This is a genomic window from Streptomyces sp. NPDC021100 (genome assembly GCF_044333095.1).
Lineage (GTDB): Bacteria > Actinomycetota > Actinomycetes > Streptomycetales > Streptomycetaceae > Streptomyces.
Map to the genome: position 1 here is coordinate 39,006 of NZ_JBIRQH010000014.1, position 21,130 is coordinate 60,135.

21 protein-coding genes and 2 pseudogenes are annotated in these 21,130 nt (G+C 74.4%); 12 read left to right on the forward strand and 11 right to left on the reverse strand.

Features of this window, described 5'->3' with window-relative positions; translation table 11 throughout:
• Window positions 1-16: 16 nt before the first annotated feature.
• Window positions 17-235, reverse strand: coding sequence for a DUF6255 family natural product biosynthesis protein (locus ACH4PU_RS23670; protein ID WP_398275806.1), 219 nt, complete (start codon window positions 233-235; stop codon window positions 17-19).
• A gap of 133 nt (window positions 236-368) precedes the next feature.
• On the opposite strand from ACH4PU_RS23670, the gene ACH4PU_RS23675 reads away from it, so the two are divergent.
• Together ACH4PU_RS23675 and ACH4PU_RS23680 are read left to right on the forward strand one after the other, a co-directional pair.
• On the forward strand, window positions 369-1,130 hold the full coding sequence (locus ACH4PU_RS23675) for a Clp protease N-terminal domain-containing protein (RefSeq protein ID WP_398275417.1): 762 nt from the start codon (window positions 369-371) through the stop codon (window positions 1,128-1,130).
• A 71-nt stretch (window positions 1,131-1,201) separates the two neighbouring features.
• Complete coding sequence (locus ACH4PU_RS23680; protein ID WP_398275420.1) at window positions 1,202-2,500, forward strand: serine hydrolase domain-containing protein; 1,299 nt, start codon at window positions 1,202-1,204, stop codon at window positions 2,498-2,500.
• A gap of 12 nt (window positions 2,501-2,512) precedes the next feature.
• Here ACH4PU_RS23680 and ACH4PU_RS23685 read toward each other — a convergent pair.
• Window positions 2,513-2,653 (reverse strand): annotated as a pseudogene (locus ACH4PU_RS23685) (DUF6255 family natural product biosynthesis protein); the annotation flags it as partial.
• A 36-nt stretch (window positions 2,654-2,689) separates the two neighbouring features.
• Window positions 2,690-3,442: a TetR/AcrR family transcriptional regulator gene (locus ACH4PU_RS23690; protein ID WP_398275423.1), complete on the reverse strand. Its 753-nt coding sequence runs from the start codon at window positions 3,440-3,442 to the stop codon at window positions 2,690-2,692.
• Window positions 3,443-3,549: 107 nt separating this feature from the next.
• On the opposite strand from ACH4PU_RS23690, the gene ACH4PU_RS23695 reads away from it, so the two are divergent.
• The 4 genes from ACH4PU_RS23695 (at window position 3,550) to ACH4PU_RS23710 (ending at window position 6,636) form a co-directional block, all read left to right on the forward strand.
• Window positions 3,550-3,894, forward strand: a complete 345-nt coding sequence (locus ACH4PU_RS23695) for a darcynin family protein (RefSeq protein ID WP_398275426.1) — start codon at window positions 3,550-3,552, stop codon at window positions 3,892-3,894.
• Window positions 3,895-3,950: 56 nt separating this feature from the next.
• Window positions 3,951-4,334, forward strand: coding sequence for a hypothetical protein (locus tag ACH4PU_RS23700; RefSeq protein WP_398275429.1), 384 nt, complete (start codon window positions 3,951-3,953; stop codon window positions 4,332-4,334).
• Window positions 4,331-5,908 (forward strand): multicopper oxidase family protein, encoded by a 1,578-nt coding sequence (locus ACH4PU_RS23705; protein WP_398275432.1) that lies wholly within the window; start codon window positions 4,331-4,333, stop codon window positions 5,906-5,908. The genes ACH4PU_RS23700 and ACH4PU_RS23705 overlap by 4 nt, the downstream gene beginning before the upstream one ends.
• 65 nt (window positions 5,909-5,973) lie before the next feature.
• Entirely contained in the window at window positions 5,974-6,636 is a 663-nt protein-coding gene (locus ACH4PU_RS23710) for a hypothetical protein (RefSeq protein WP_398275435.1), read from the forward strand.
• 23 nt (window positions 6,637-6,659) lie between these two features.
• Here ACH4PU_RS23710 and ACH4PU_RS23715 read toward each other — a convergent pair whose 3' ends face one another.
• Complete coding sequence (locus tag ACH4PU_RS23715) at window positions 6,660-7,109, reverse strand: nuclear transport factor 2 family protein (protein WP_398275438.1); 450 nt, start codon at window positions 7,107-7,109, stop codon at window positions 6,660-6,662.
• Window positions 7,110-7,229: 120 nt separating this feature from the next.
• Between ACH4PU_RS23715 and ACH4PU_RS23720 the strand changes: the two genes are divergently transcribed.
• Window positions 7,230-7,811 carry a PadR family transcriptional regulator gene (locus ACH4PU_RS23720; RefSeq protein WP_398275441.1) on the forward strand — a complete coding sequence of 194 codons (582 nt, stop codon included), beginning with the start codon at window positions 7,230-7,232 and terminating at the stop codon, window positions 7,809-7,811.
• Between the two features lie 164 nt (window positions 7,812-7,975).
• Window positions 7,976-9,223 (forward strand): annotated as a pseudogene (locus ACH4PU_RS23725) (glycosyltransferase).
• 20 nt (window positions 9,224-9,243) lie between these two features.
• Here the strand turns inward: ACH4PU_RS23725 and ACH4PU_RS23730 are convergent.
• From ACH4PU_RS23730 to ACH4PU_RS23740, 3 genes are all read right to left on the reverse strand, one after another.
• A complete protein-coding gene (locus ACH4PU_RS23730) occupies window positions 9,244-9,744 on the reverse strand; it encodes a hypothetical protein (RefSeq protein ID WP_398275444.1) in 501 nt (166 codons plus the stop codon).
• Between the two features lie 155 nt (window positions 9,745-9,899).
• A complete protein-coding gene (locus ACH4PU_RS23735; RefSeq protein ID WP_398275447.1) occupies window positions 9,900-10,415 on the reverse strand; it encodes a GNAT family N-acetyltransferase in 516 nt (171 codons plus the stop codon).
• Window positions 10,416-10,635: 220 nt separating this feature from the next.
• Window positions 10,636-10,932 (reverse strand): hypothetical protein, encoded by a 297-nt coding sequence (locus ACH4PU_RS23740; RefSeq protein WP_398275450.1) that lies wholly within the window; start codon window positions 10,930-10,932, stop codon window positions 10,636-10,638.
• 157 nt (window positions 10,933-11,089) lie between these two features.
• Between ACH4PU_RS23740 and ACH4PU_RS23745 the strand changes: the two genes are divergently transcribed.
• Window positions 11,090-11,704, forward strand: a complete 615-nt coding sequence (locus ACH4PU_RS23745; protein WP_398275453.1) for a GNAT family N-acetyltransferase — start codon at window positions 11,090-11,092, stop codon at window positions 11,702-11,704.
• Window positions 11,705-11,737: 33 nt separating this feature from the next.
• On the opposite strand, the gene ACH4PU_RS23750 is transcribed toward ACH4PU_RS23745, so the two are convergent.
• Window positions 11,738-12,172, reverse strand: coding sequence for a VOC family protein (locus tag ACH4PU_RS23750; protein WP_398275456.1), 435 nt, complete (start codon window positions 12,170-12,172; stop codon window positions 11,738-11,740).
• 228 nt (window positions 12,173-12,400) lie between these two features.
• Window positions 12,401-13,219 (reverse strand): class I SAM-dependent methyltransferase, encoded by an 819-nt coding sequence (locus tag ACH4PU_RS23755; RefSeq protein WP_398275459.1) that lies wholly within the window; start codon window positions 13,217-13,219, stop codon window positions 12,401-12,403.
• 68 nt (window positions 13,220-13,287) lie between these two features.
• Here ACH4PU_RS23755 and ACH4PU_RS23760 point away from each other — a divergent pair, with 68 nt between their 5' ends.
• Window positions 13,288-13,881, forward strand: a complete 594-nt coding sequence (locus ACH4PU_RS23760; protein ID WP_398275462.1) for a TetR/AcrR family transcriptional regulator — start codon at window positions 13,288-13,290, stop codon at window positions 13,879-13,881.
• A gap of 146 nt (window positions 13,882-14,027) precedes the next feature.
• Here the strand turns inward: ACH4PU_RS23760 and ACH4PU_RS23765 are convergent, their stop codons facing one another.
• Window positions 14,028-14,396, reverse strand: coding sequence for a VOC family protein (locus ACH4PU_RS23765; RefSeq protein ID WP_398275465.1), 369 nt, complete (start codon window positions 14,394-14,396; stop codon window positions 14,028-14,030).
• Between the two features lie 337 nt (window positions 14,397-14,733).
• On the opposite strand from ACH4PU_RS23765, the gene ACH4PU_RS23770 reads away from it, so the two are divergent.
• Window positions 14,734-15,987, forward strand: coding sequence for a pyridoxal phosphate-dependent aminotransferase (locus ACH4PU_RS23770; protein ID WP_398275468.1), 1,254 nt, complete (start codon window positions 14,734-14,736; stop codon window positions 15,985-15,987).
• Between the two features lie 256 nt (window positions 15,988-16,243).
• A complete protein-coding gene (locus tag ACH4PU_RS23775; RefSeq protein WP_398275471.1) occupies window positions 16,244-17,338 on the forward strand; it encodes an MBL fold metallo-hydrolase in 1,095 nt (364 codons plus the stop codon).
• A 48-nt stretch (window positions 17,339-17,386) separates the two neighbouring features.
• Here the strand turns inward: ACH4PU_RS23775 and ACH4PU_RS23780 are convergent, their stop codons facing one another.
• On the reverse strand, window positions 17,387-20,959 hold the full coding sequence (locus tag ACH4PU_RS23780; protein WP_398275474.1) for an NACHT domain-containing protein: 3,573 nt from the start codon (window positions 20,957-20,959) through the stop codon (window positions 17,387-17,389).
• Window positions 20,960-21,130 lie beyond the last annotated feature (171 nt).

Here is a 21,130-nt window from a genome sequence, read left to right on the forward strand (position 1 = left end):
CCCGTGACAGGGGCCTTTACCGATCGGACATCGGTGACACGGGCTCAAAGCTCTGCGGCACAGGGCGACGGCCGCCGATGAACGGGCGCGGCCCCGCCGCCCGGTACTCCTGGGCCGGCCACCACAGGGCCGCGTAGTCCGGGAAGCGGCGCACCCCGCAGGCTGTGCAGACGAGCGCCGGCCAGGACTCCGTCCAGCCGGGCGCCGGATGGCGGCAGTTGGCGGCCGGCGGCATCTCCCTCACGCGTGCGCCGCCCTCTGGTGGCGGCCCATGGTACGGCCAATCGCCAGCTAGTCCGGGCCAGTTGTTGGACTCAGGCGCGGCGCACCTCTCGACCCATAACCCCTATGGGGTTACGGTAGGGGGCATGCCAAAGGTCAACGTCTATCTGCCCGATGATCTGGCCGAGGCGGTCAAGAAGACCGGCGTCCCGGTGTCGGCGGTGTGCCAACGGGCTCTGGAACAGGCCGTACGCCGGGTGACCGCCGTCCCGGAGGCGATCCTGGCCGATGCCGGTGACGCACCGACCGGGGCGCTGGCGCACTTCACCGCGCGGGCGCGCACCGTGCTCGGACTGGCGGTGGAACGGGCACGGAACGCAGGCGCCCCGAGGACGGCCACCCACCACCTGCTGGGCGCGATGCTGGACGAGGGCACCAACCTGGCCCTGCACGTGCTGCGCGCGATGGAGATCGAGCCGGAACGGGTCGGACGGGAACTGGCCCGCCGCCGGTCCGGACAACAGGTGGCCACCCTGCCCGACGGCGATCCACGCCGACCCGACGGACCCGCGGCCCGCGCCCTGGAACTGGCCGTCACCGAGGCGGCCGCCCTCGGCCACAACTACGTCGGCTGCGAACATCTGTTGCTGGGCCTGGCCGCCGAACCCGACGGCATCGCCGGTCAGGTACTACGGGCGCTGGGAGCCGATCCCAAGCTCGTCCGCCGAGCCGTCACCGCCGCGCTCGCGGGCTACGTCCACCTGCGGGCCGAAGACGGACAGGGCCGGCCGCGGAAGCCCGCCGACGCGCGGGACGCACTCGCCGCGGCCGTGCGTGCCGAGCTGGAACCGCTGAACCGGCGCATCGCACGCCTGGAGGAGCATCTCGGCCTCGCCCCCGAAGCGTGATCACCGTGGCGGCGGATCCTCCCGTCGGCCGTCCTCATCCTCATGACGTTGGGAAGTGTGTGGTGGAATCCGTGCCGAACGCCCTCGACGACCTCGCGCTCGACCCCATCGGAACCCTGGCCGCCGACCCGCAGGCGACGGCCGAACGGCTGGCGGCACTACCGTCGGTCGTCGGTGTGCAGGTCGCGGGTGTCGCCGGCGGCACGGTGGGCGTGGGGGCGGCGGGCGTGGCCGACGCGGAGACCGGCGAGCCGATGACCACCGGCACCGGGTTCCGGGTCGGCTCCGTCACCAAGCTCCTTACGGCCGACCTGGTGATGCGCTGCGTCCTCGACGGCCTGCTCGGTCTGGACGACCCCTTGGCCCGGTTCGTCCCCGGACCCTGGGGCGGCGTGCTCGTACGTCATCTGCTGTCGCACTCCTCGGGGTTGGACGCCGGCGACGTCTTCGTCGACACCGGGAACGACGACGCCATCGCGCGCTATGTGGAGATGCTGCGAGGCGCGGGCTCGCTGTTCCCGCCGGGTGCGACGTTCTCCTACTGCAACGGCGGCGTCGTCCTCGCGGGCCGACTGGTCGAAGTCCTGCTGGGGCGGACGTGGCGAGAGGCGCTCCGCGAGAAGGTCCTCGACCCGGCGAGTATGCGCGACACGGGCTTCGTCACCGGCGTGGACGCCGAACACGACCTGAGCTCCGTCCGCGGTCATGTGGTCCGTGGCGGCGAACCGGCGGTGTTGCCCCGGCGGATCGACAACCCGATGTGCACGCGCGGCCTCGACCCGGCCGGCGGCACCCTGGTGTCCACCTCGGCCGACCTCGGCCGCTTCACCCTGGCGCATCTGCGCAGACCCGGCACGGAGGTCATGCGCACGCTGCACGTACCGGCCCCCGGCGGCGTGGCGACGATGCTCGGCGCCGGATTCGGTTGGATGGTCTGGGCCAACGCGGTTCAGTCCAGCGTGCGCGTCGGCGGCGCCAATCCCGGCCAGTCCGGCCTGATCGCCGCCGACCCCGCCACCCGGACCGCCGTCGTCGTGCTCACCAACTCCGACCAGGGGATCGACGCCGTCACCGCGCTGCTCGACCGGCCTGGGCCGCCACCCGGTCCGGAAACGGACCCCGGCCCAGTGGACCTGTCCCGTTACGCGGGCCGGTACGTCTCACAAGCGGCCGCTGTCGACATCGCGCCGACCGGTGACGGCCTGCTCGCCCACATCGAGGGCCACCCCGGCCTTCCGCTCGCTCCACGCGACCGCCGGACCTTCGACTCGCCCGGCGGGCCTGTGGCGTTCCTCGACTTCGACGACCGAGGTACGCCGGACAGCCTGCGCTTCAGGATGCGTGTCATGCGTCGGGACGACAGCACATGACTCCGTGACGGGACGGACCCGGCCGTCCCGCACCCAGGGTCTGTACGGGCCCACCGCCCGGTACTCCCAGGTCGGCCACCACAGGGCCGCGTAGTCGGGGAAGCGGCGCACCCCGCACGCGGTGCAGACGAGCGTCGGCCCGGACTCCGTCCAGCCGGCCGGCCGGGCATCCTGATCGCGCTCAGCCGCTCAGCCTTTCACCGTTCGGCCCCGTACGGTCCCAGGCCGTACGTCCGTGACGCCCAGAGCGGTCAGGATGTCGTCGAGGGTGCGCTCGAAGAGGGGCTCGGGGTCGGTGAGGGCGAAGTCGAGGTGTCCGAAGACCTCGACGGCGACCGTCCCGTACAGGCGCGCCCAGCAGGCGACGAACACGTAGATGACGTCCAACGGCACCGGCTCGCCGTCGAGATGCTCGCGGACCTCCTCCAGTTGCGCCGTCCACGCGGGGTCGAGGCCGGCGGGCGGGCGGATCGTTCCGTCGCGCCACAGCCGGACCATGAGGCCGAGGAGGACGCCGCCGAAACGCCAGCCGGAGTCGTGGGCGGCGGTGCCGGGCGTGGTGTCCGCGTCCGCGTCCGGCTTGGCGAACAGCAGCCCGAACTCGCGGGGGTGGGCGAGCGCCCAGCGGCGCAACTCGCGGCAGGCCTCGCGCAGTTGCCTCCCCGGCTCGGTGTCCGGGTGGCGGTCGCGGGCGGCGGCCAGGGTGGCGGCGAGTTCGTCGTAGAGGGACGAGGCCAGGGCCTGGATCAGGTCGCGGTGGCCGGCGTGGTAGCGGTAGAGGCCGGGCGCGGTCATGCCCATCTCGCGGGCGATGGCCCTCAGGGTGACGGCCCCCGGCCCCTCCTCGACGAGGAGCCGCCGGCCTGTGCGCAGGATCTCCGCCAGCGCCTCCTCGCGCACCCGGTGGCGGCGGCCGGTGCGCGGTCCCGCATTGCTGGTCATCGGGCTCGGCCCGCCTTCCCGCTTGACAAAGTGAACACCTGTAACTTTACCTTCTCCCGGAAAGTTAACGGTGTTAGCAATGAGCTGTCTCCTCGGGGGAGTCTGGAATGACGTACGGCATCGTCCTCACCTACACGGTCACCCCGCGCTGGCTGGCCCTCTCGCGTGAACAGCGCAACGCGATGCGTGCCGCGCACCTGGAGCCCGTCTTCGCCGCCTACGCGGACCGGGTCCGGGCCCGCTTCTTCGACGCCGAGGCGTTCAACGGCCGCTTCTCGGACTTCGTCGTGCTGGAGACGGATGACCTGGGCGCGTACTACTTCCTGGTCGAGGCGCTGCGGGACACACCCGTCATCGCCGAGGGGTACCTGACGTTCGGCGAGGTGTTCCTGGGGGTCGAGGACGGCTTCGAGGCGTACGAGCGGGCGCTGGCCGCCGGGGCGGACCGGTGAGCGGGCGCCGTGACGGATCGGTGAACGGGCCCCGACGGCCGGGGCGCGTGTGGCCGATGCGCGTGCTGCGAGCCGCAGCCGTGGCGGTGCTGCTGGACACGCTCGTCCAGGCCGCCCTGGCCGGCCTCTTCGTCACCGGCGATCTGGATTTGCTCGCCTGGCACGCGGCCAACGCGGGTGTGCTGAGCGCCCTGACCGTCGTCGAGACGGCCGCCGCCCTGGTGGTGTGGCGGTGGCTGCGCGCCCCCGGCTGGCCGGCGGTGGTGAGCGCGGGGCTGGTGGTGCTGGTGGGCATACAGCGGGGGCTCGGCGAGGCGCGTGCGCTGGCCGGGCACATGCCGCTGGGCATGGCCGTCTTCGGCTGCGCGACGGCCATGGCGTACTGGGCGTTCTCGCACCGTGTCACCCCCGCCGTCGCCGTCACGGAGGTGGCCGGGTGAGGCTCCTGAGCCGACGCGGGGTGCTGGGGCTGACGGCCGGTGCCGGTGCGGCGGTGACGGTGGGGGCGGCGGGCTGGTCCCGGCTGGCGGGCGCGTCGACCGGCCGGGTGCCGGCGAGCGCGGGCCCGCCGCCGAGGCCCTTCGGCGTCCCCCTGCCCGTACCGCCCGTGGCCCGGCCCGCGCGCCGCGAACGGGGAACGGACGTCTACGAGGTGGAGCAGCGCGAGGGCCGCGTCGAGATCCTGCCCGGCCGCAGGACGACGGCGTGGGGGTACGACGGGATCTTCCCCGGTCCGACGTTCACCGCCCGCTCGGGGCGCGGGGCGGTGCTCCGGGTGCGCAACAGCCTCGGCGTTCCGACGGTGACGCACCTGCACGGCGGCGTCACCCCGCCGGAGTCGGACGGCTACCCCACCGACCTGCTCCTCCCGGCCGGTTGTGCACCGGGCCGGGTGCGCGGGACACGGACCCACGACGGCATGGCGGGCGACGTGCCGGACGGCCGCGTCGCCGTCGGGTACCGCGACTACGCCTACCCGCTGCCGCAGCGGGCCGCGACGCTCTGGTACCACGACCACCGCATGGACTTCAGCGCCCCGCAGGTCTGGCGCGGCCTGGCGGGCTTCTTCCTTGTCCGCGACGAGGAGGAGGACCGGCTTCCGCTACCCGGCGGTGACCGCGACATCCCGCTGATGCTGTGCGACCGCTCGTTCGACGAGGACGGCTCCTTCCGCTACCCGGCCCCCGGCCGCGTCCACGACGCCTTCCCGGACGGGGTGCTCGGCGACGTCCAGCTCGTCAACGGCGCGCCCTGGCCCGTCCTGGAGGTCTCGGCCACCCGCCACCGCTTCCGCCTCCTCAACGCCTCCAACGCCCGCCGCTACCAGCTCACCCCGGAGGCCGACCAGGGGCCCCGCGCGGGGTTCCTCCAGGTCGGCAGCGGCGGCGGCCTCCTCCTCGCCCCGCGGCCGCTGCGTAGCGTCACCCTGGCCCCCGGAGAACGGGCCGACGTCGTCGCCGACTTCGGCGGCCACCCGCTCGGCACGCGCGTCACGTTGCGCAACACGGCGGCCCGGGGCGGCATGCGGGACGTCATGCGCTTCGACGTCCTGCGCGGGGGCCGGGACGACAGCCGCGCCCCTCCCCGCCTCGCCACCTCCTACGAGCACCTGGCGCCGCGCGCCGACCTGCCGGTCCGCACCTTCGACTTCCGCCGCACGAACGCGGGCGAGGGCCGTCCGCTCTGGACCGTCAACGGCCGCCCCTTCGACCCCCGGGCCGACCTGGCGGCACCGCGCCTGGGCACGGTGGAACGCTGGCGCTTCAGCAGCGACTTCCACCACCCCGTCCACGTCCACCTCGCCCAGTTCCAGGTCGCGGCACGCGGCGGCAGGCCGCCCGCCGCCCCGGACGCCGGCTGGAAGGACACGGTGGACGTCCGCCCGTTCGAGGTGGTGGAGGTGCTGGTGCGGTTCGCCGGCTACCGGGGGCGGTACATGCCGCACTGCCACAACCCTCGAACACGAGGACGTGGCGATGATGGGGAACTTCCGGGTCGTCCAGCGCGCGCGTAGCCGGGGGCTGGGGGCTGGGGGCTGAGGGTCGGGGCGATGTCAGTGGTGGGCGGTTCAATGGAGCCATGACCGTTCACACGCTGGTGAAGCTGCTGCCCGACCCGGATGCCCTCCAGTCCCATTGCCGGGCACTCGCCCTGCTCGACTTCGTCCTCGATCCGTCCTTTCCCGCCCACTCGTTCACGCCCGACTGGCGGCCGGGCGTCGGCCTGGCCACCATGGACAACGGCTCCGGCGACGAGTACGCCGTCGTCTTCGACCCGGCCGGCGTGTTCCTCTACGGGTTCGACCACGAGAGCGCGGCCACTCCCTGGCGGGAGTGGCCGCGCGTGCACTGGCGCGGCCTCCTCGACGGGCTGCCCGCGCCCCTCGCGCGGTACGCGGAGACGCCGGAGTTCCGGCTCGACGGATTCTTCGACGCGACGGTGTGCGTATGGCGGGAGAAGGGCGCGGCGGCCTGGCGGCACGGCCCGGTCGAGTTCGCCGACGACGAAACGGACGGCTCCGGCTGGCTGTTCGGCCTGCTCACCGACCGCGGCGCGGACGCGTACGCCGACTACGCCGAGGACTGCCTCGAGCAGGGCGTCGACCGTGACGCCGTGGCGGCGGTCCTGGCCGGCGCGCCGCTGAGCCGCCGGACGGTGACCGCGTTGTCCTCGACCGCCGACTTCGACGCGGTGGCCGCGCGGGCCCGGGCGGTGGGTTACACGATGGGTTGCACGGCCTGAACCCGTGGTCGCTCGGGGCCCGCCTACCGGCCGGCATCCGCCCCCGGGTCGGCGTCCGCGACCAGGCCGGCGTGGACCGCTTCGCCCAGTGCGAGGGCGGCGGACTGGGGACGGACCATGACCGTGAACTCCTTGATGCGGCCGTCCTCGTCGAAGTGCAGCAGGTCGATCCCGTGGATCTCCTTGCCGCCCGCCCGGGCGCGGAAGAGCAGCACCGCCGACGGGGCCGGGGTGCCGTCGGCGCTGGTCTGCGCGGTGCCCGTGTGGTCGCCGACGTAGCGGAAGTCGTGGAAGGTGCGCAGCAGCACGCCGAAGAGGCGGAGCACCATCGGTTTGCCTTCGAGGGGAGTGAACTTGACGGGACTGTAGAAGCGGATGTCCTCGGTGAACAGGTCGTCCAGGGCCGCCAGATCGCGGTTGTCGACGGCGGCGCGGAATCGGTCGGTGGTGCGGGATCGGTCGGCAGTGGTCATGCCTGGCTCACGCTCCTGCTACTCATAAAGGTGATTACTCATATTCATGAGTACCATGCTGGTGCGCCTCGCGACAGGGGTGCGGCAGGGCGGGACAGGGAGATGGAGGAAGGCGATCCGATGGCGCTACGGCACGCCGTGCTGGCGGCACTGCTGGAGGGGGAGCTCAGCGGGTATGAGCTGACCAAGGCGTTCGACCTGGGCGTGGCGAACTTCTGGCACGCGCGGCCGCAGCAGCTCTACGCCGAGTTGAGCCGCCTGGAGAAGGACGGGCTCGTCGCGGGCCGGGAGGTGGTCCAGGAAACCCGGCCCACCAAGCGGCTGTTCCGGGTGACCGACGCCGGGCGGGCCGAACTGGAGGCGTTCGCGGCCGCGTCCGCGAAGCCTTCCTTCATCCGTGACGACCTGCTCGTCAAGGTCCAGGCCGCCGACGAGGTCGACACCGACGCGCTGATCGCCCAACTCGCCGAGCGCGCCGCCTTCGCCCAGGCCAAGATCGACCTCTTCGGCAGGCTGCTGGGCGGCATGCGCGGTGACCGCACGGAGGAGGAGTTCCTCCGCCACGGCGACCGCGTCGGCCCGTACCTCACCTGCCTGCGCGGCCTCGCCTTCGAACAGGGCAACCGCGACTGGTGCGAGCGCACGATCACCGTCCTGCGGCAACGGCGCCCGGCCGGCCCGCTCGGGGACCGTCATCCATGACGGGCCACAACGGTCCCGGAGGGGGGAATCGACGAAGGCGAGGAGAACACGCACTCCTCGCCACTCTCAACGTATAACCCAACAGGGGACTTGCGGCAAGGCCCCCACCACCCCGCACAATCAGCGGCCAAAGCCGGATCGAACGGACATAGGGGTCGCGAAGGATGCGAGTACTGCTCACGGCATGGGATCGCGCGGGGACGTCGAACCGATCGCGGGACTGGCGGCCGCGGTGCGGGAGCTCGGTGGGGAGGCGCGCGTCTGCGCGCCGCCGGACGAGGAGTTCGCGGTGCTGCTCGAGCGGGCCGGGGTGCGGTTCGTGCCGCTGGGGCCGGCGGTACGGCCGGTGGTGTCCGGCACCCGGCCGCCCACGCGGGAGGACGCGTTCCGGCTCGCCCCCCGCGCTCGTCGCCGCCCGCTTCGAGACGCTCACGGCGGCGGCCGAGGGCTGTGACGTCGTCCTGGCGACCGGCCTGATGCCGGCGGGGGCGCGGGACGTGGCCCAGAAGCTCGGCATCGGCTACGTGTACGCCTGCTTCCACATCTACGGGCTGCCGTCACCCCGCTTCCGCCCCGGCGCGCGCCCCGGCACCCCGTCCCCCGAGGGCGAGACCGACCTGCGGGTGCTGTGGCGGCAGGACGCCGAGCGCGTCAACGCCCTGTACGGCGAGGCGCTGAACACCCACCGGGCGGCGCTCGGCCTGCCGCCCGTCGACAACGTCCGCGACCACGTCTTCGTCGGCCGGCCGTGGCTCGCGGCGGACCCGACGCTGTGCCCGTCGGAGGGCATGACGGACTTCGACCTCGTGCGGACGGGGCCGTGGATCCTGCCCGACGACCGCCCGCTCCCGGACGACCTGGAGAAGTTCCTGGACGCGGGCGCGCCACCGGTGTACGTGGGCTTCGGCAGCATGGCCGCGCACGCCCCCGAGGGCATCGCCCGGGTGGCCGTCGAGGCGTGCCGGGCGCGGGGGCGCCGCGTCCTCTTCGCGCGCGGCTGGGCCGGCCTGGCCCCGGTGGACGACGCCGGCGACTGCTTCGTCGTGGGCGAGGTCAACCAGCAGGCGCTGTTCCGCCGGGTGGCCGCCGTCGTGCACCACGGCGGCGCGGGCACCACGACGGCGGCGGCGCGGGCCGGGGCGCCGCAGGTGGTGGTTCCGCTGATCGCGGATCAGCCCTACTGGGGCGCCCGGGTCGCCGAGTTGGGCATCGGCGCGGTGCACGGCCACGGCGGGCCGGCGCCTACGGCCGCGTCGCTGTCCGCCGCGCTCGCCACGGCGCTGGAGCCCGGGACCGGCGCACGGGCGCGGGAGGTGGCGGGCACCGTCCGGGGAGACGGGGCGCGGGTGGCCGCCGAGCGGTTGCTCAAGGTGGCGGCCGGGCGGGGGAGGGGACCGGCTGTGACCGGGTGAGGGTGCGACCGACCGTGCCCTCAGGTGTGGACGTCGAGCAGGTAGTTGTTGTTGATGACGAAGGTGACCAGGCCCGTCCCGGTGCCGAAGAAGCCCGTCCCGGAGTCGTTCGCCTGGCCGCTGGAGCCGCGTTCGGTGGCGTTGCCGGACGCTCCGGCGCTGTCCCGGTCGAAGCGGCGGTCGATGGAGAAGGTGATGACCTGGCCGGTGTCCGACCGCTTGAGGCTGTCGGTGGTTCTCGTGGTGAAGAAGAGGTCGCCGCTGCCGGTCACCGAGCCGGAGATCGTCAGTACGGCCGCGAAGGACTGATCGGGCGTCGCACAGCGGAAGTCGCTGCCGCTCTTGCCGTCGACGGCGCCGTTGACGGGGTGCACGTTCACGTTGATCGAACCGGCGCAGTTGACGGTCGCCAGCGGGGTGCGCGCGGCGCCGGCCGCGGTGCTCGGCAGTGCGGCCGTCGCCGCCAGGAGCAGGGCCGAGGCCCCGGCGGCGGGCCAGCCACGCGTGGTCACGAGGAACATCACGGTCCTCCTTCACCCTGCGATGCGTGCGGAGTACGCACCGCCCGCCTTCGAGTGTGATGCCGGGGGACTGGGGTGAACATCGCTCGTTCAGGTGACGGTCGGGGCCGACGGCGGGCCGGTGGCAGGCCGGTGAGAGCCGTCGGCCCCCGGGGTCACCGGGCGTACCGCTCCGGTGCGGTGAGCTCGAAGCGGGCCACGTCGCCGTCGGTGGCGGAGCGGCGGAAGCCCGCCTTCTCCAGGACGCGGACGGACGCCGGGTTCGACAGCTCGGCACCGGCGGACACGGTGTGGACGCCGGGTGCGGCGAGGGCGAACACCGCCAGGGCCCGGGTGGCCTCGGTGGCGTAGCCCCGGCCGCGTCGGGAGGCCACGATGCCGTATCCGAGCTCCAGGACCCCCTCGGCGGGCGGCCAGAACAGGCCGATGGAGCCCACGAGGTGACCGCCGGACCGTTCGACGACCAACCGGTGGCCGTGCTCGCCGAGCCATGCCGGGTTCTGCCGGAGAAGGCCGGCGATGACGTGGTCGCCTTCGGCGGGGAAGTCGTCCGCCCACTGCGCCGAGCGGGCGCCGGCGAGGACCGCCGCGGCCTCGGCGGTGGTCCAGGGGCGCAGGACGAGGCGCTCGGTGGTCAGCTGGGTGCGGGGTGTCGCGATGGGGGAATGCACGTGATTCTCCTGGTCGTTGTGGCGACCGGACCACGCTGTTCGGCTAGTGCGCGGGCCGGATGAGGGGATGCCGAAGAAGGCCTGCGACGGCCATATTCATCGACCTCCTCATCCGTGATCACACGCGTCTCTCGCGTCGGCGCGAACGTAACACCCTGCCGCGTGCGGCGTAAACGTGCTCTGGGTCATGTCCGGGCGCGCGCGGGCGCGTGCGGGGCGGTCAGCGAGGCGCCCCCGCGCCGTCCGCGGCCTCCCGCAGCTTCAGGACGTCCCCCGACGGCTCCACCTCGACCGGGACGCTCGATCCGTCCGCCAGTCTGAGGGTGAACCAGGGGTCTTTCCGGGCGAGTTGCCGCAGCTCCTCGCTCTCCGCGTGGCCCGGATCCGTCTCGGCCACCGCCTCCCAGGCATGACCACCGGGCCCGGCGGTCACCCGAACGGGAGCGCTGATCAGGCACATCTCGCTGTTGGCCCACCATTCCAGGCGGGCGCGTGCCGCTTCTCCAGGGGATCGCACAGCCACCTCCGTCACGTCCCACGGCCTCGCACCCCGGGTTCCGGGAGGTTAGCGGGCCGGTGACGGTGGGGGAGCGTCCGGGGGCGCATCGCAACAGCGATCGGCCGGAACCCGACCCCCGTCCGCGGGCCAAGATCGCTGGATGCACAATACACGTATGCCGATAACGAACACGCCGACGGCGGCGGTCATCGACGATGCCGCTTCGATCAGCCGCTTTCTGGCCCGTGCCTTCGACGACGACCCGATGATGCGCTGGTTCTTCCCCGAGGAGGCTTCGCGCGAAGCGTCGTTGACCGCCTACTTCTCGACGATTTTCAGCCGGCAGTATGTCCTCAACGGCGTGTGCGAGCGCACCGCGGACGCTGCCGCGTTCTGGGTGGCGCCGGAGGCACAGGAGAAGGCCGTGCCCGACGCGGAGACCATTCAGGAGCTGGTGGCCCTGCTCGGCGACCGGGCCGGGCTGTTCGGGGAGGCCGTCGAGACGGCCGCCCGGCACACGCCTCAGGAGCCGCACTGGTCCCTGGCGTTGATCGGTGCCGACCCGGCCGCCCAGGGTCAGGGGCAGGGGTCCGCCCTGCTGCGTTCCGGGCTGGCCAAGGCCGACGCCTCGGGCATGCCCACCTACCTGGAGTCCTCCAAGGAGTCCAACATCCCCGTCTACGAGCACTTCGGCTTCACCGTGCGCGAGGAGATGGTGCTGCCGGGCGGCGGGCCCACGCTGTGGGGCATGTGGCGTGAGCCGCGCCGTCCCGCCGGCGTCCAGGCGTAGCCGGGGCCGCGCCCGCCGCTACGGGCCCTGCCGCTACGGGCGGACGTAGGGGCGGGTCATGATCTCCATGTTATGACCCGACGGGTCCTCGAAGTACGCGCCGCGCCCGCCGAACCAGCCGTTGACCCGGCCCGGTTCGGCGTGGTGCGGATCCGCGTAGTAGGTGACCCCGAGCGCCTCCAGCCGGTCGATCATGCCGTCGAACCGCTCCTCCGGCACGAGGAACGCGTAGTGCTGCGACTGGATCGGCTCGTCGCGCTTCTCGCAGTAGTCGAGCGTCACCCCGTTGCCGAGGTCGACGGGGAGGAACGGCCCGAAGGGCGCGCCGACTTCCACGCCCAGGACGCCGGCGAGGAACTCCGCTGACTGCCGGCGGTCCGCGGCGTAGACGGCGGTGTGGTTCAGCTGGACGACGGGCGTGACGGACTCGACCGCGGGGGCGGGCGAGGACTGTGGTGCGTGCGGCATGGGTGTGTGTTTCTCCGTGTCAGGGGTTCGCTGATGCGCGGCGCGCCACAACAGGCGCCCGCGGAACGGAAGACGCGGAAAGGAAGGCGGGGCTCTCACCCGCCTCACACTCACTCCGAGGCCGGGAACCCTGCTCGTGTATGGCCCATGGCCGACCCGGCAGTCACGTCGCCGACCTTAGTGGACCTTCACTCGGTGGAGCAACGTCAGGCCCTGGTTGACGCCGCGTCAGGCGCGTACCGCCGTGACCGCCACGGCCGCGTACCGCAGCGTGAACGCTCCCCCCAGCCCGTCGACGGCCGCGCCGACGCCGTCCAGCACCCGCTCCAGGACCTCTGGCGGAAGCCCCGTGTGGGCGCCCGACGTGGGAAGTTGGTCCAGCCATTCGTCCCGGGTGTACGTCCGCTCCCAGTCGAACCGCCACCGCTCCGGCGCGCCGAACGCGCCCGAGCCCCGGATGCCGTCGGCCGCCCGCGCGCACAGCGGGCCATAGGGGTCCGGGCCCGGTGTCCACTGGCGGGCGGCGAGGGAGCCGGGCAGCAGCCGGTCGTAGACCGCGGCGAACGCCTCCGCCACCTCGGGGGACGGCAGCGCCGCGTTCCAGAAGACGGCCAGCCGGCCGCCCAGCCGCAGCGCCTCGGCGGCCTTCACCGGGCCGGCGGCGGGGTCGATCCAGTGCCAGGTCTGTCCGGAGACGACGGCGTCGAAGGTCCGGCCGGAGGGGTCCCAGGTCTCGAAGGCGCCGGTCTCCACGGCGAGTCCGCCGCGCCGCGCCCAGGCGGCCATCCGGTCGTCGACCTCCACGCCGAGCACGCGGTGGCCGGCCGCGCGGAAGTGCCGGGCGACGATGCCGGTTCCGGTGCCGACGTCGAGGACGTCGAGGGGGCCGGGGCCCGCGGCGGTGATCCGGCGGATCAGTGCGTCGGGGTAGCGGGGCCGCGCCCGGTCGTAGCGCTCGGGGTCCGCGCCGAACGACTCCGCGACGTGGCGGGCAAGATGGGGCGCGTGAGGTGAGGGATGTGCTCCCTCGGGCAAGGGAGTGGGCATGCGCCCACTCTAGTGGGCGCATGCCCACTTGTCGGGGGAGGCGACCGACGGAAAGGGAACGGTGCGCGATGCCGACGGGCGTGGCCATGCGGGATGCGCGGGAGCAGCTGTTCGACGCGGCGGAACGGGTCCTGCTGCGGGACGGGCCCTCCGCGCTGACCAGCCGGGCGGTCACCACGGAGGCGGGATGCGCCAAGGGCGTCCTGCACCGGCACTTCGCCGACTTCGACGCGTTCCTCGCCGAGCTCGTGCTGGACCGCGTCCGGCGGGTCGAGGAACAGGGCGCCGCCCTGCGCGCCTCCGCCGGGACGGGCGACCTCACCGGTCGCCTCGCCGACGCGCTCACCGGGCTGTTCGAGACGGTCGCGGTCGCGATCGTCGGGCTCGTCACCTCCCGGGACGGGCTGCGGGCCCGGCTGCGCCGCGAACGGCCCACCGGTGTCCCGCTCCTGACGGACGCGGCGGCCGTGCTCGCCTCGTACCTCGCCGCCGAGCGCGGACTCGGCCGCCTCGCGCTCGACGCCGACGTCGACGTCCTCGCCCCGACGCTGATCGGGGCGGCGCACCTGCTCTTCGCCGACCGGACGGGCCCGCCGCCCGGCGCGGACGCGGTGCGCAGGACCGTCGGGGCGGTCCTTGGCGGCGTCGTGCGGGAGGGTTAGGCGGGCGGGTCGCCCTGCGGGCGGCTGTGCCCCGGACCCGCCCTTTCTCCCCCAGCTACCGCTGGGAGGTGCCCCCAGTTTCTTGCGGGGCTCCGCCGCGCACCCCGAAGCGCGCTGCGCGCTCCCAGAGGGGGTGCCCCCAGTCCTCAAGCGCCGGACGGGCTGGATGTCCGCGCCCGGTCCACGTACTCGAAGACCGATCCGTCCGGATGCCGAGCCACCAGATTCCGCCCGATCGGCGTCGGCACCGGGCCGGCGATGACCTCCGCGCCGACCGCCTTCAGGTCGCGGACCGCCTCGTCCACGTCCGTCACCGCGATGGTGGCGGTGATCTTCCGCAGGATGGACAGTTCCGCCTCGGGGCCGCTCATCAGGAAGAAGCAGCCGACCGCGGCAACCGACACGCCGCCCCGCCGGAAGCGCACCGCTTCCGCGCCGGTCAGTCGTTCGTAGACGGCGATCGCCGCTTCCAGATCGCCGACGCACACCCTTAGCGAAGTCCCGAGAATGTTCATGGCAGCCAGGCTAGTTGCCCTGGGGCGGTGTGGAAGATGGCCTCGGGTGGCCGAACTCCCGTTCATGGGACGGCAGTTCCCGCACGGCGCGCCACCCGGCCGGAGCTCCCCCGTCCTCTTCCCGGGCGTTCCGCCCGTCGGGCATGGTGGTCCTCCCGCCCGCCCCCGGCGGCCACGTCCCGTGCCGTTCCGTGGTCCGGTCCGTCACCCGCCCGCCCGTGTCAGGCGGCCGGGCACCGCCGTGATCTGCGAAGGTGGACAGAAAAACGTTTGCGGAAAAGCTCCGCCGGACAAGCGGGCGCGGCGGACGGCGATCCGCGGGACGGAGGTGCGCAGGATGCAGCGAAACCACTCGTGCACGCCCCCTGCGCCCCCCTCGCCTTCCGCGCCCCCCGCGTTCCCCACGTTCCCCGCCGCCGAGCGCGGGCTGCCCGTCCCGCCCGAACTGCGCGAGCGGTTCGCCGAGGCCGCGTCCCGGACCGGGCCGGAGCCCGTCGGCGGCGGGCCCGAGCTCCGGGCGGCGGCCTGCGGCTACCGGGCCCGCCGGGGCCCCGCCCCCGAGCGTTCCGACGTCCTCGCCGCGCCCGGCGCCCAGCCGCTGCTGCTGGCCCTGCTGGCCTCCGCCGGCGGCGAGGTGCTGCTGACCCGCCCCTGCGCGTCCTGGTACGCGCCGCTCGCCCGGCTCGCCGGCCGGCTGGCGTACCACGTGCCCGTCACCGCCGAGGCCGGTGGCGTCCCCGATCCCGTCGCCCTGCTGGAGACCGTCCGCAGGATCCGCGCCGAGGGCGGCAGGCCGCGGTTCCTCGTCCTGTCGGTCGCCGACGACACCACCGGTACGGTCGCGCCGCCGGAGCTGGTGCACGAGGTGTGCGAGGCCGCGGCCGGCGCGGACCTGACGGTCGTCAGCGACGAGACCTGGCGGGACGTCCGCCACGACCCGCACGCCACCGTCTTCGTCGGGCCCGCCGAGATGTACCCCGAGCGCGTGGTGGTCCTCACCGAGCTCGCCGGGACCCTCCTGCCGGCGGCCTGGCCGGCCGCGTTCGCCCTGTTCCCGGAGTCCGGTCCCGGCGCCGTGCTGCGCGCCCGGGTGGCGTCCGTCCTGGACGCGCTGCGCGCCGAACTCGCGCCGCCCGTCGCCGTCGCCGCCCGCTGGGCACTGACCGAACCGCCTCCCGTCCGCGAGCACACCACGGCCGCCGCGCGGCTCTACGGGCGGATGGCCGCCGCCGTCCTGGAGCGGGTCACCGCGGCCGGGGCGCTCGCCCGCCCGCCCCAGACCGGCCCCCACCTCTACGCCGACCTCGGCGAGCTGCGCGCCGGCCTCGCCCGGCGGGGCATCACCGACTCCGTCGAGCTGGAGGCGCACCTGGGCGCGGTGCTCGGCCATCCCGTCCCCGGCGGCCACCGCTTCGGGGACGACCCGGACGCCCTGCGCGTCCGGCTCTCCGCCCTGCCGTTCCTCGGCACCGGCGACGAACCGCGGCAGCGCGCCCTCGACTCCCCGGACCCGCCGGCCCTGCCGGAGGCGGCCGAGGCGCTGGCCGGCCTGGAAGCGGCGTTCCACGCCCTGGCCGGCACCGGCACGTGAGCCGGCCGGGGCGGGTGAGCCGGCACCGGCAGGTGGGCAGGTCACGGCACATGAGCCGGCTGGGGCACATGAGCCGGCGGCCGAGGCAGGTGAGTCGGCACCCGCACATGAGCCGGCCAGGGCAGGTGAACCGGCGAGGACGCGTGAGCCGGCACCGGCACCTGAGGTTCCCGACAGGTTCCCGACCACCGTCGACGAGGGTGCCGCCGCCCCCGCGCCGCGCCGGCACCCCGGTCCCCCCGAACGGAGCCCATCGATGACCGAGCAGACCGAGCGCCCCCTCTCGGAACCCGGGGGCTCCCTCCCGGAACCGCGTCCGACGGGGGAGATCCGTAGCTGGCCGCGGTCCTTCGCCGACCGGCTCACCGCGCCGCTGCCCGGCGTCCGGGCGCTGGCCCGGCTCGCCCGGGAGGGGATGCTGCGGCCGGGCGCCGAGGCGCTGCGGGAGGTCCCCGAGCTGCCCGTCACGCCCGGCCCGCCCCCGGTCGTCAACGCCGCCACGGTCGCCGTCACCTGGGCCGGACACGCCAGCTGGGTGATCGCCGTCGGCGGGCTCACCGTCCTCACGGACCCGGTGTGGTCCCGGCGGATCCTCGGCACCCCGCCCAGAATCACCCCGGCCGGCGTCCCCTGGGAGGACCTGCCCAGGGTGGACGCCGTCGTCATCAGCCACAACCACTACGACCACCTGGACGCCCCCACCCTCAAGCGGCTCCCGCGCCACACCCACCTCCTGCTCCCCGCGGGTCTCGGCCGCTGGGCACGGCGGCGCGGCTTCACCCGGGTCACCGAACTGGACTGGTGGGAAGCGGTCGAACTGCCGGGCGCCGCCGGGCCCGTCCGCTTCGACTTCGTGCCCGCCCACCACTGGAGCAAGCGGACGTTCACCGACACCTGCCGCTCGCTGTGGGGCGGCTGGGTGCTCACGGCCCCGGACGGCCGGCGCGTCCACTTCGCCGGCGACACCGGTTACGGCCACTGGTTCCAGCGCATCGGCGCCCGCTACCCGGGCATCGACGTGGCGCTGCTGCCGATCGGCGCGTACGCGCCGCGCTGGATGCTCGGGCCGGTCCACACGGACCCGGAGGAGGCCGTCCGGGCCTGCCAGGACCTGGGCGCCCGGATCATGGCCCCGATGCACTGGGGCACCTTCCTGCTGTCCGCGGAACCGCCGATGGAGCCGCTGCGCCGGGTGCGCGCCGCCTGGGGGGCGGCGGGTCGGGACCGGGACGACCTGTGGGACCTGCCCGTCGGCGGCTCCCGGGTGCTGGAGGGGCCGGCGGGGTCGGAGAGCGTCCGGGGCGCGGCGCCGGAGAGCGCGCGGCGGGCGTGGGACGGCGCCGCGCAGTGAGGACGGGCGCCCCCACCGCGCCGCGCGGTGAAAACGGGCGTCCCCGGCTCACCCCCGTGACCGGGCGGCCATCGCCTCCCAGAAGCCGTGCAGCTCGCGGGCCCGCATGCCCGCCCAGTGCGGCGTCCGCCGGCGCAGCACACCGGGGGAGCGCCGCCGCCCCCGGCCCCGCAGCAGGGCCTGCTGCTGCCGGCAGAAGGGCTCGCGCAGCTCGGCCCGCGGCCGGACGCCGCGCGGCGGGTACGGGCAGAACTGGAACGGGCAGGTGGGCAGGCAGGTCGAGCCCGGCGCCGGGAGCGCGGAGGTCCCGGCCGTCAGCTCCGGGTGGAGGGGCGTCCGGTCCTGGGTGAGGCAGGGCGGCAGCGTGGCGCCCGGCCGCCCCGAGCGGCGGAACCGGTCCTCCACCTCGTCCGGCCGGCCGTCCCGCTCGATCAGGTTCGTCAGCACCAGCACGTCGGCGACGAGGCGCTGGGCGCGCGCGTCGAGAGTGCTCCAGCCGACCGAGGGCGGCAGCCACAGGTTGTGCTTGCGGTAGCGCCGAGGAGCGCAGGCGCGGGAACCGATCGTGTCGACGACGGCCTGCTCGTCGATCCAGAGGAAACGTTCCGGGCGCCGGGTCTCCAGGGCGAGCGCCGCCAGGTCCCCGGCCTCGGCGACGAACGGGTGCAGGACAGGCCGTCCCGCCGGGCCGTCCACCGCCCCCGTGCCCGCCATCGACAGCCAGCGGCGCACCGTCTGCACGGCGGTGGTCGGCCGGGCGGCGGGCGGTCCCGCGTCGTCGTCCGCGCACTCCGGATCCGCCGCCCCCGGGTCCGGCCCGCCGCGGGCGATGCTGTCCGGCAGCTCCCACAGGCAGAGCGCCTGCACCAGCGTGAGCTGCGCGTACCAGCACCGGGACTGCTGGAGGACCGTCTCCGCGTGCCGGATCAGCTCGCTGCGCCCGCCCTCGTACGCCAGCGGGTGCCGCTTCCGCCGGTTCGCGGCGTACTTGAAGCCCTGGGCGAGCGCGTTCTCCAGGACCAGCGGCAGGTCGGGGGTGCCGCCGGTGTGCCGCGGGTCGAGGTGGCGCATCCACTTCGTCAGCCGGTACCGCGCCTCGTCGCGGTGGCCGTCGGAGACGGACCCGAGCAGCATCGGGACCATCCAGGCCCGGATGACGAACTCGCGTATCAGGTCCACCCGTTGCTGCCGGTAGCGGCGGTGGAGGTCCTGCCGCTCCCGGTCGTGCGGGTCCGGCGCTCCGGACCCGGAGCCCCGGCCGGCCGGCGCCCCGCGCGCGGCGGCCCACGCGTCGTACGCCCGCCGCCGCTCGTCCTTCAGCGCGCGCACCCGCGCCCGGTACTCCTCCACCGGGTCGGAGTCGACGCCGACCCGCCGGCGGATCACGGCGAACGCCGCGTCCCCGCCGTTGCCGAACTCCTGGGCCGCCGCCAGCCGGACGATGTGCGACGGCTCCTGCCGGGCCAGCTCGAAGAGCCGCTCGTACAGCGGGACGGTGTCGGTCTTCCCGGCCGCCTCGCGCAGCGCCGCGCCGAGCTGCTTGACGAGGCCGAGCTTGGCCTCCTCCAGAGTCCGGACGTTCCCCTTGACGTCCCCCCACCGCCGGGTCAGCGTGGTGGTGACGGCGGCCAGCAGTCGCGGCTCCTCCTCCACCGCGTCCATCTCCAGCGCGGCGGCGTACAGATCCAGCGCCTTGGGGTCCGTACGGCGGTCGGCCGCGGCGGCGAGCTGCCGGGCCAGCGACCTGCCGCCCAGCGGCGACCGCCGCCACAGCTCGTGCAGATCACGGCGGACGTCCGCCGCCAGACCGCCGCCGGTGCCCGCGAGTTCGACCGCGCGCGCCCGGGAGAGCAGCACCAGCGCGATGAGCAGCTCCCGGCTGGGCCCGGGCGGCGACAGGGCCTGCTGCACGAGGGCGGCGGTGCGGCGCTCCCCGAGGTGGGCGAGCATCCGGAAACCGAGGTACGCCTGGATGACGCTGTGCGGGAAGCGGACCTTCCGCTCGAACCCCTCGACCAGGCCCAGGGCGTCCGCGCGGGAGGCCGCCCGGGCGAGCGCGGCCTGGCACTGGCCCGTGTTGCCGACCGTCAACTGCCGCTTCTCCTCGTCCCCGAGCCGCTCGCGGAGGGCGTCCCAGAGCCGTTCGCGGTGCCACTCGGAGAAGGCGTCGGCGCGCTTGCCGTACCGGTCGAAGCGGTGTCCGGCCCACAGGCGCCCGGCCGTCGCCCCGGCCCGCCGGGCCGGGCCCGGATGGACGTCCTCGCCCAGCAGGTCGCCGAAGCCGACCTCCAGCTTGTCCTGGAGCAGCCCGGCGCAGGCCAGCGCGGAGACGGCCGTGAGGGTGTCCCGGCGCTCCGCCGCCGCCAGTCCGACGTCCTGCCGCAGCCGGCCCTCGACCAGCGCGTGGTACCAGGTCTCCAGCAGCCACAGCCGCAGCGTGGACCGGTCCCAGCTGCGGGTGTCCAGCCGGTGCGGGTCGTTGCGCGGCCGGTCGCGCTCCAGGCTGTGGTGGCGGTGCAGTTCGCGGGCGATCTGCAGGTAGAGGGGCGACTCGGTGGCCTCCGCCGTCTCCACGATCCAGTCGAGACGGCGCTCGTCCGACTCGGCGGCCCGGTCCTCCACGAAGTGCAGCGCCTCCTCCTCGCTGAGCGGCTCCAGCTCGATGATCGCGGCGTGCGTCCCCTCCAGCGGTGTGTGCGGACGGGACGCGATGACCAGCGGGAGGCGCTCCTCGTGGGCGCGCTCGACGGCCCGGCGGATGATGTTGTCCCGGTCGTCCTGGAACCGCTCGCCCTGCACGGCCTCCTCCAGCCCGTCCGCGATCACCACCGGCTTGTCGTCCGCCAGCAGTTGCTGCCAGACGCGCTCGTTCTTGCTGCGCGCCAGGATGCCCTGCGGCGCCTCCTCCGCGAACCGGCGCCGGGCCAGCTGCTCGAAGTTCAGCTCGCCCTGGTCCGCGGTGTCCCGCAGCCGGACGGGCACGGGCACGGCACCCTGCCGCGCCAGCATCTCGGTGAGCCGCACCAGGACCGCGGTCTTTCCCGTCCCCAGGCCGCCGACCAGCAGGTACGGCCGCCGGGTGGCCCGGTCCCGGAGCCGCTCCGCGATCACCTGCGCCACCTCCTGGCGCCCGACGATCTCGGCGGTGTCCGGCCCGGCCGTCGGAACCAGCTCGTGCGGGCTGCGCCGGGCCTTGGCCAGATAGCGCCGCTTCGTCCAGCCGTACCAGCAGAACAGGAACGCGGCGGACGCGATCCCGGCGGTCAGCACCGGGCCGACGAAGCGGATCAGCGCGTCGAAGCCCGCGTTCCCCTTGCGCCAGGTCTCGAACGGCGTCGTCTGCCCGGTGACGACGATGTACACCCCCTCCGCGCACCACGCGGCCACCACCAGCGCGATCAGCAGACAGCAGGCGCGGGAGACGGCCGTGTACGAGTTCCACCGGCGCCACTTGCCCGGGCGGGGCGCACCGTGCCGGGCCTCGCGGCGGACCGTGCGGCGGTGCCGGCGGGAGAGGACGGCCCAGTGCAGGGCGGCCGCCGCCCGGCGGAAGGGGAGCGTCGCGACGGGGGCGGGGCGGGGGCGGGACTTGCCGGGCGGGCGACGGACGACCTGCGTCATGCTGCGTCTCCTCCCGGAGGGGTGGGGAGGGGCGGTCGTTTTACGGTAGGCACCGGGGGAAAGCGGTCGCAAGCGGGGGGTTGGGGGGGTGCCCCGGTCCCGCCCTTTCGCCGTTTCCTGGGGCTGCGCCCCAGACCCCGCTGTCGCGGCTTCGCCGCTCGTCCTCAAACG

What these genes read in the sequence shown, in the direction of transcription:
- ACH4PU_RS23670 (WP_398275806.1), bottom strand. Translation starts at nt 235, where the DNA reads ATGCCGCCGGCCGCCAACTGCCGCCATCCGGCGCCCGGCTGGACGGAG.
- ACH4PU_RS23770 (WP_398275468.1), top strand. Translation starts at nt 14,734, where the DNA reads ATGCAGCGAAACCACTCGTGCACGCCCCCTGCGCCCCCCTCGCCTTCC.
- ACH4PU_RS23755 (WP_398275459.1), bottom strand. Translation starts at nt 13,219, where the DNA reads ATGCCCACTCCCTTGCCCGAGGGAGCACATCCCTCACCTCACGCGCCC.
- ACH4PU_RS23775 (WP_398275471.1), top strand. Translation starts at nt 16,244, where the DNA reads ATGACCGAGCAGACCGAGCGCCCCCTCTCGGAACCCGGGGGCTCCCTC.
- ACH4PU_RS23730 (WP_398275444.1), bottom strand. Translation starts at nt 9,744, where the DNA reads ATGTTCCTCGTGACCACGCGTGGCTGGCCCGCCGCCGGGGCCTCGGCC.
- ACH4PU_RS23760 (WP_398275462.1), top strand. Translation starts at nt 13,288, where the DNA reads ATGCCGACGGGCGTGGCCATGCGGGATGCGCGGGAGCAGCTGTTCGAC.
- ACH4PU_RS23695 (WP_398275426.1), top strand. Translation starts at nt 3,550, where the DNA reads ATGACGTACGGCATCGTCCTCACCTACACGGTCACCCCGCGCTGGCTG.
- ACH4PU_RS23675 (WP_398275417.1), top strand. Translation starts at nt 369, where the DNA reads ATGCCAAAGGTCAACGTCTATCTGCCCGATGATCTGGCCGAGGCGGTC.
- ACH4PU_RS23720 (WP_398275441.1), top strand. Translation starts at nt 7,230, where the DNA reads ATGGCGCTACGGCACGCCGTGCTGGCGGCACTGCTGGAGGGGGAGCTC.
- ACH4PU_RS23715 (WP_398275438.1), bottom strand. Translation starts at nt 7,109, where the DNA reads ATGACCACTGCCGACCGATCCCGCACCACCGACCGATTCCGCGCCGCC.
- ACH4PU_RS23780 (WP_398275474.1), bottom strand. Translation starts at nt 20,959, where the DNA reads ATGACGCAGGTCGTCCGTCGCCCGCCCGGCAAGTCCCGCCCCCGCCCC.
- ACH4PU_RS23710 (WP_398275435.1), top strand. Translation starts at nt 5,974, where the DNA reads ATGACCGTTCACACGCTGGTGAAGCTGCTGCCCGACCCGGATGCCCTC.
- ACH4PU_RS23745 (WP_398275453.1), top strand. Translation starts at nt 11,090, where the DNA reads ATGCCGATAACGAACACGCCGACGGCGGCGGTCATCGACGATGCCGCT.
- ACH4PU_RS23750 (WP_398275456.1), bottom strand. Translation starts at nt 12,172, where the DNA reads ATGCCGCACGCACCACAGTCCTCGCCCGCCCCCGCGGTCGAGTCCGTC.
- ACH4PU_RS23690 (WP_398275423.1), bottom strand. Translation starts at nt 3,442, where the DNA reads ATGACCAGCAATGCGGGACCGCGCACCGGCCGCCGCCACCGGGTGCGC.
- ACH4PU_RS23765 (WP_398275465.1), bottom strand. Translation starts at nt 14,396, where the DNA reads ATGAACATTCTCGGGACTTCGCTAAGGGTGTGCGTCGGCGATCTGGAA.
- ACH4PU_RS23700 (WP_398275429.1), top strand. Translation starts at nt 3,951, where the DNA reads ATGCGCGTGCTGCGAGCCGCAGCCGTGGCGGTGCTGCTGGACACGCTC.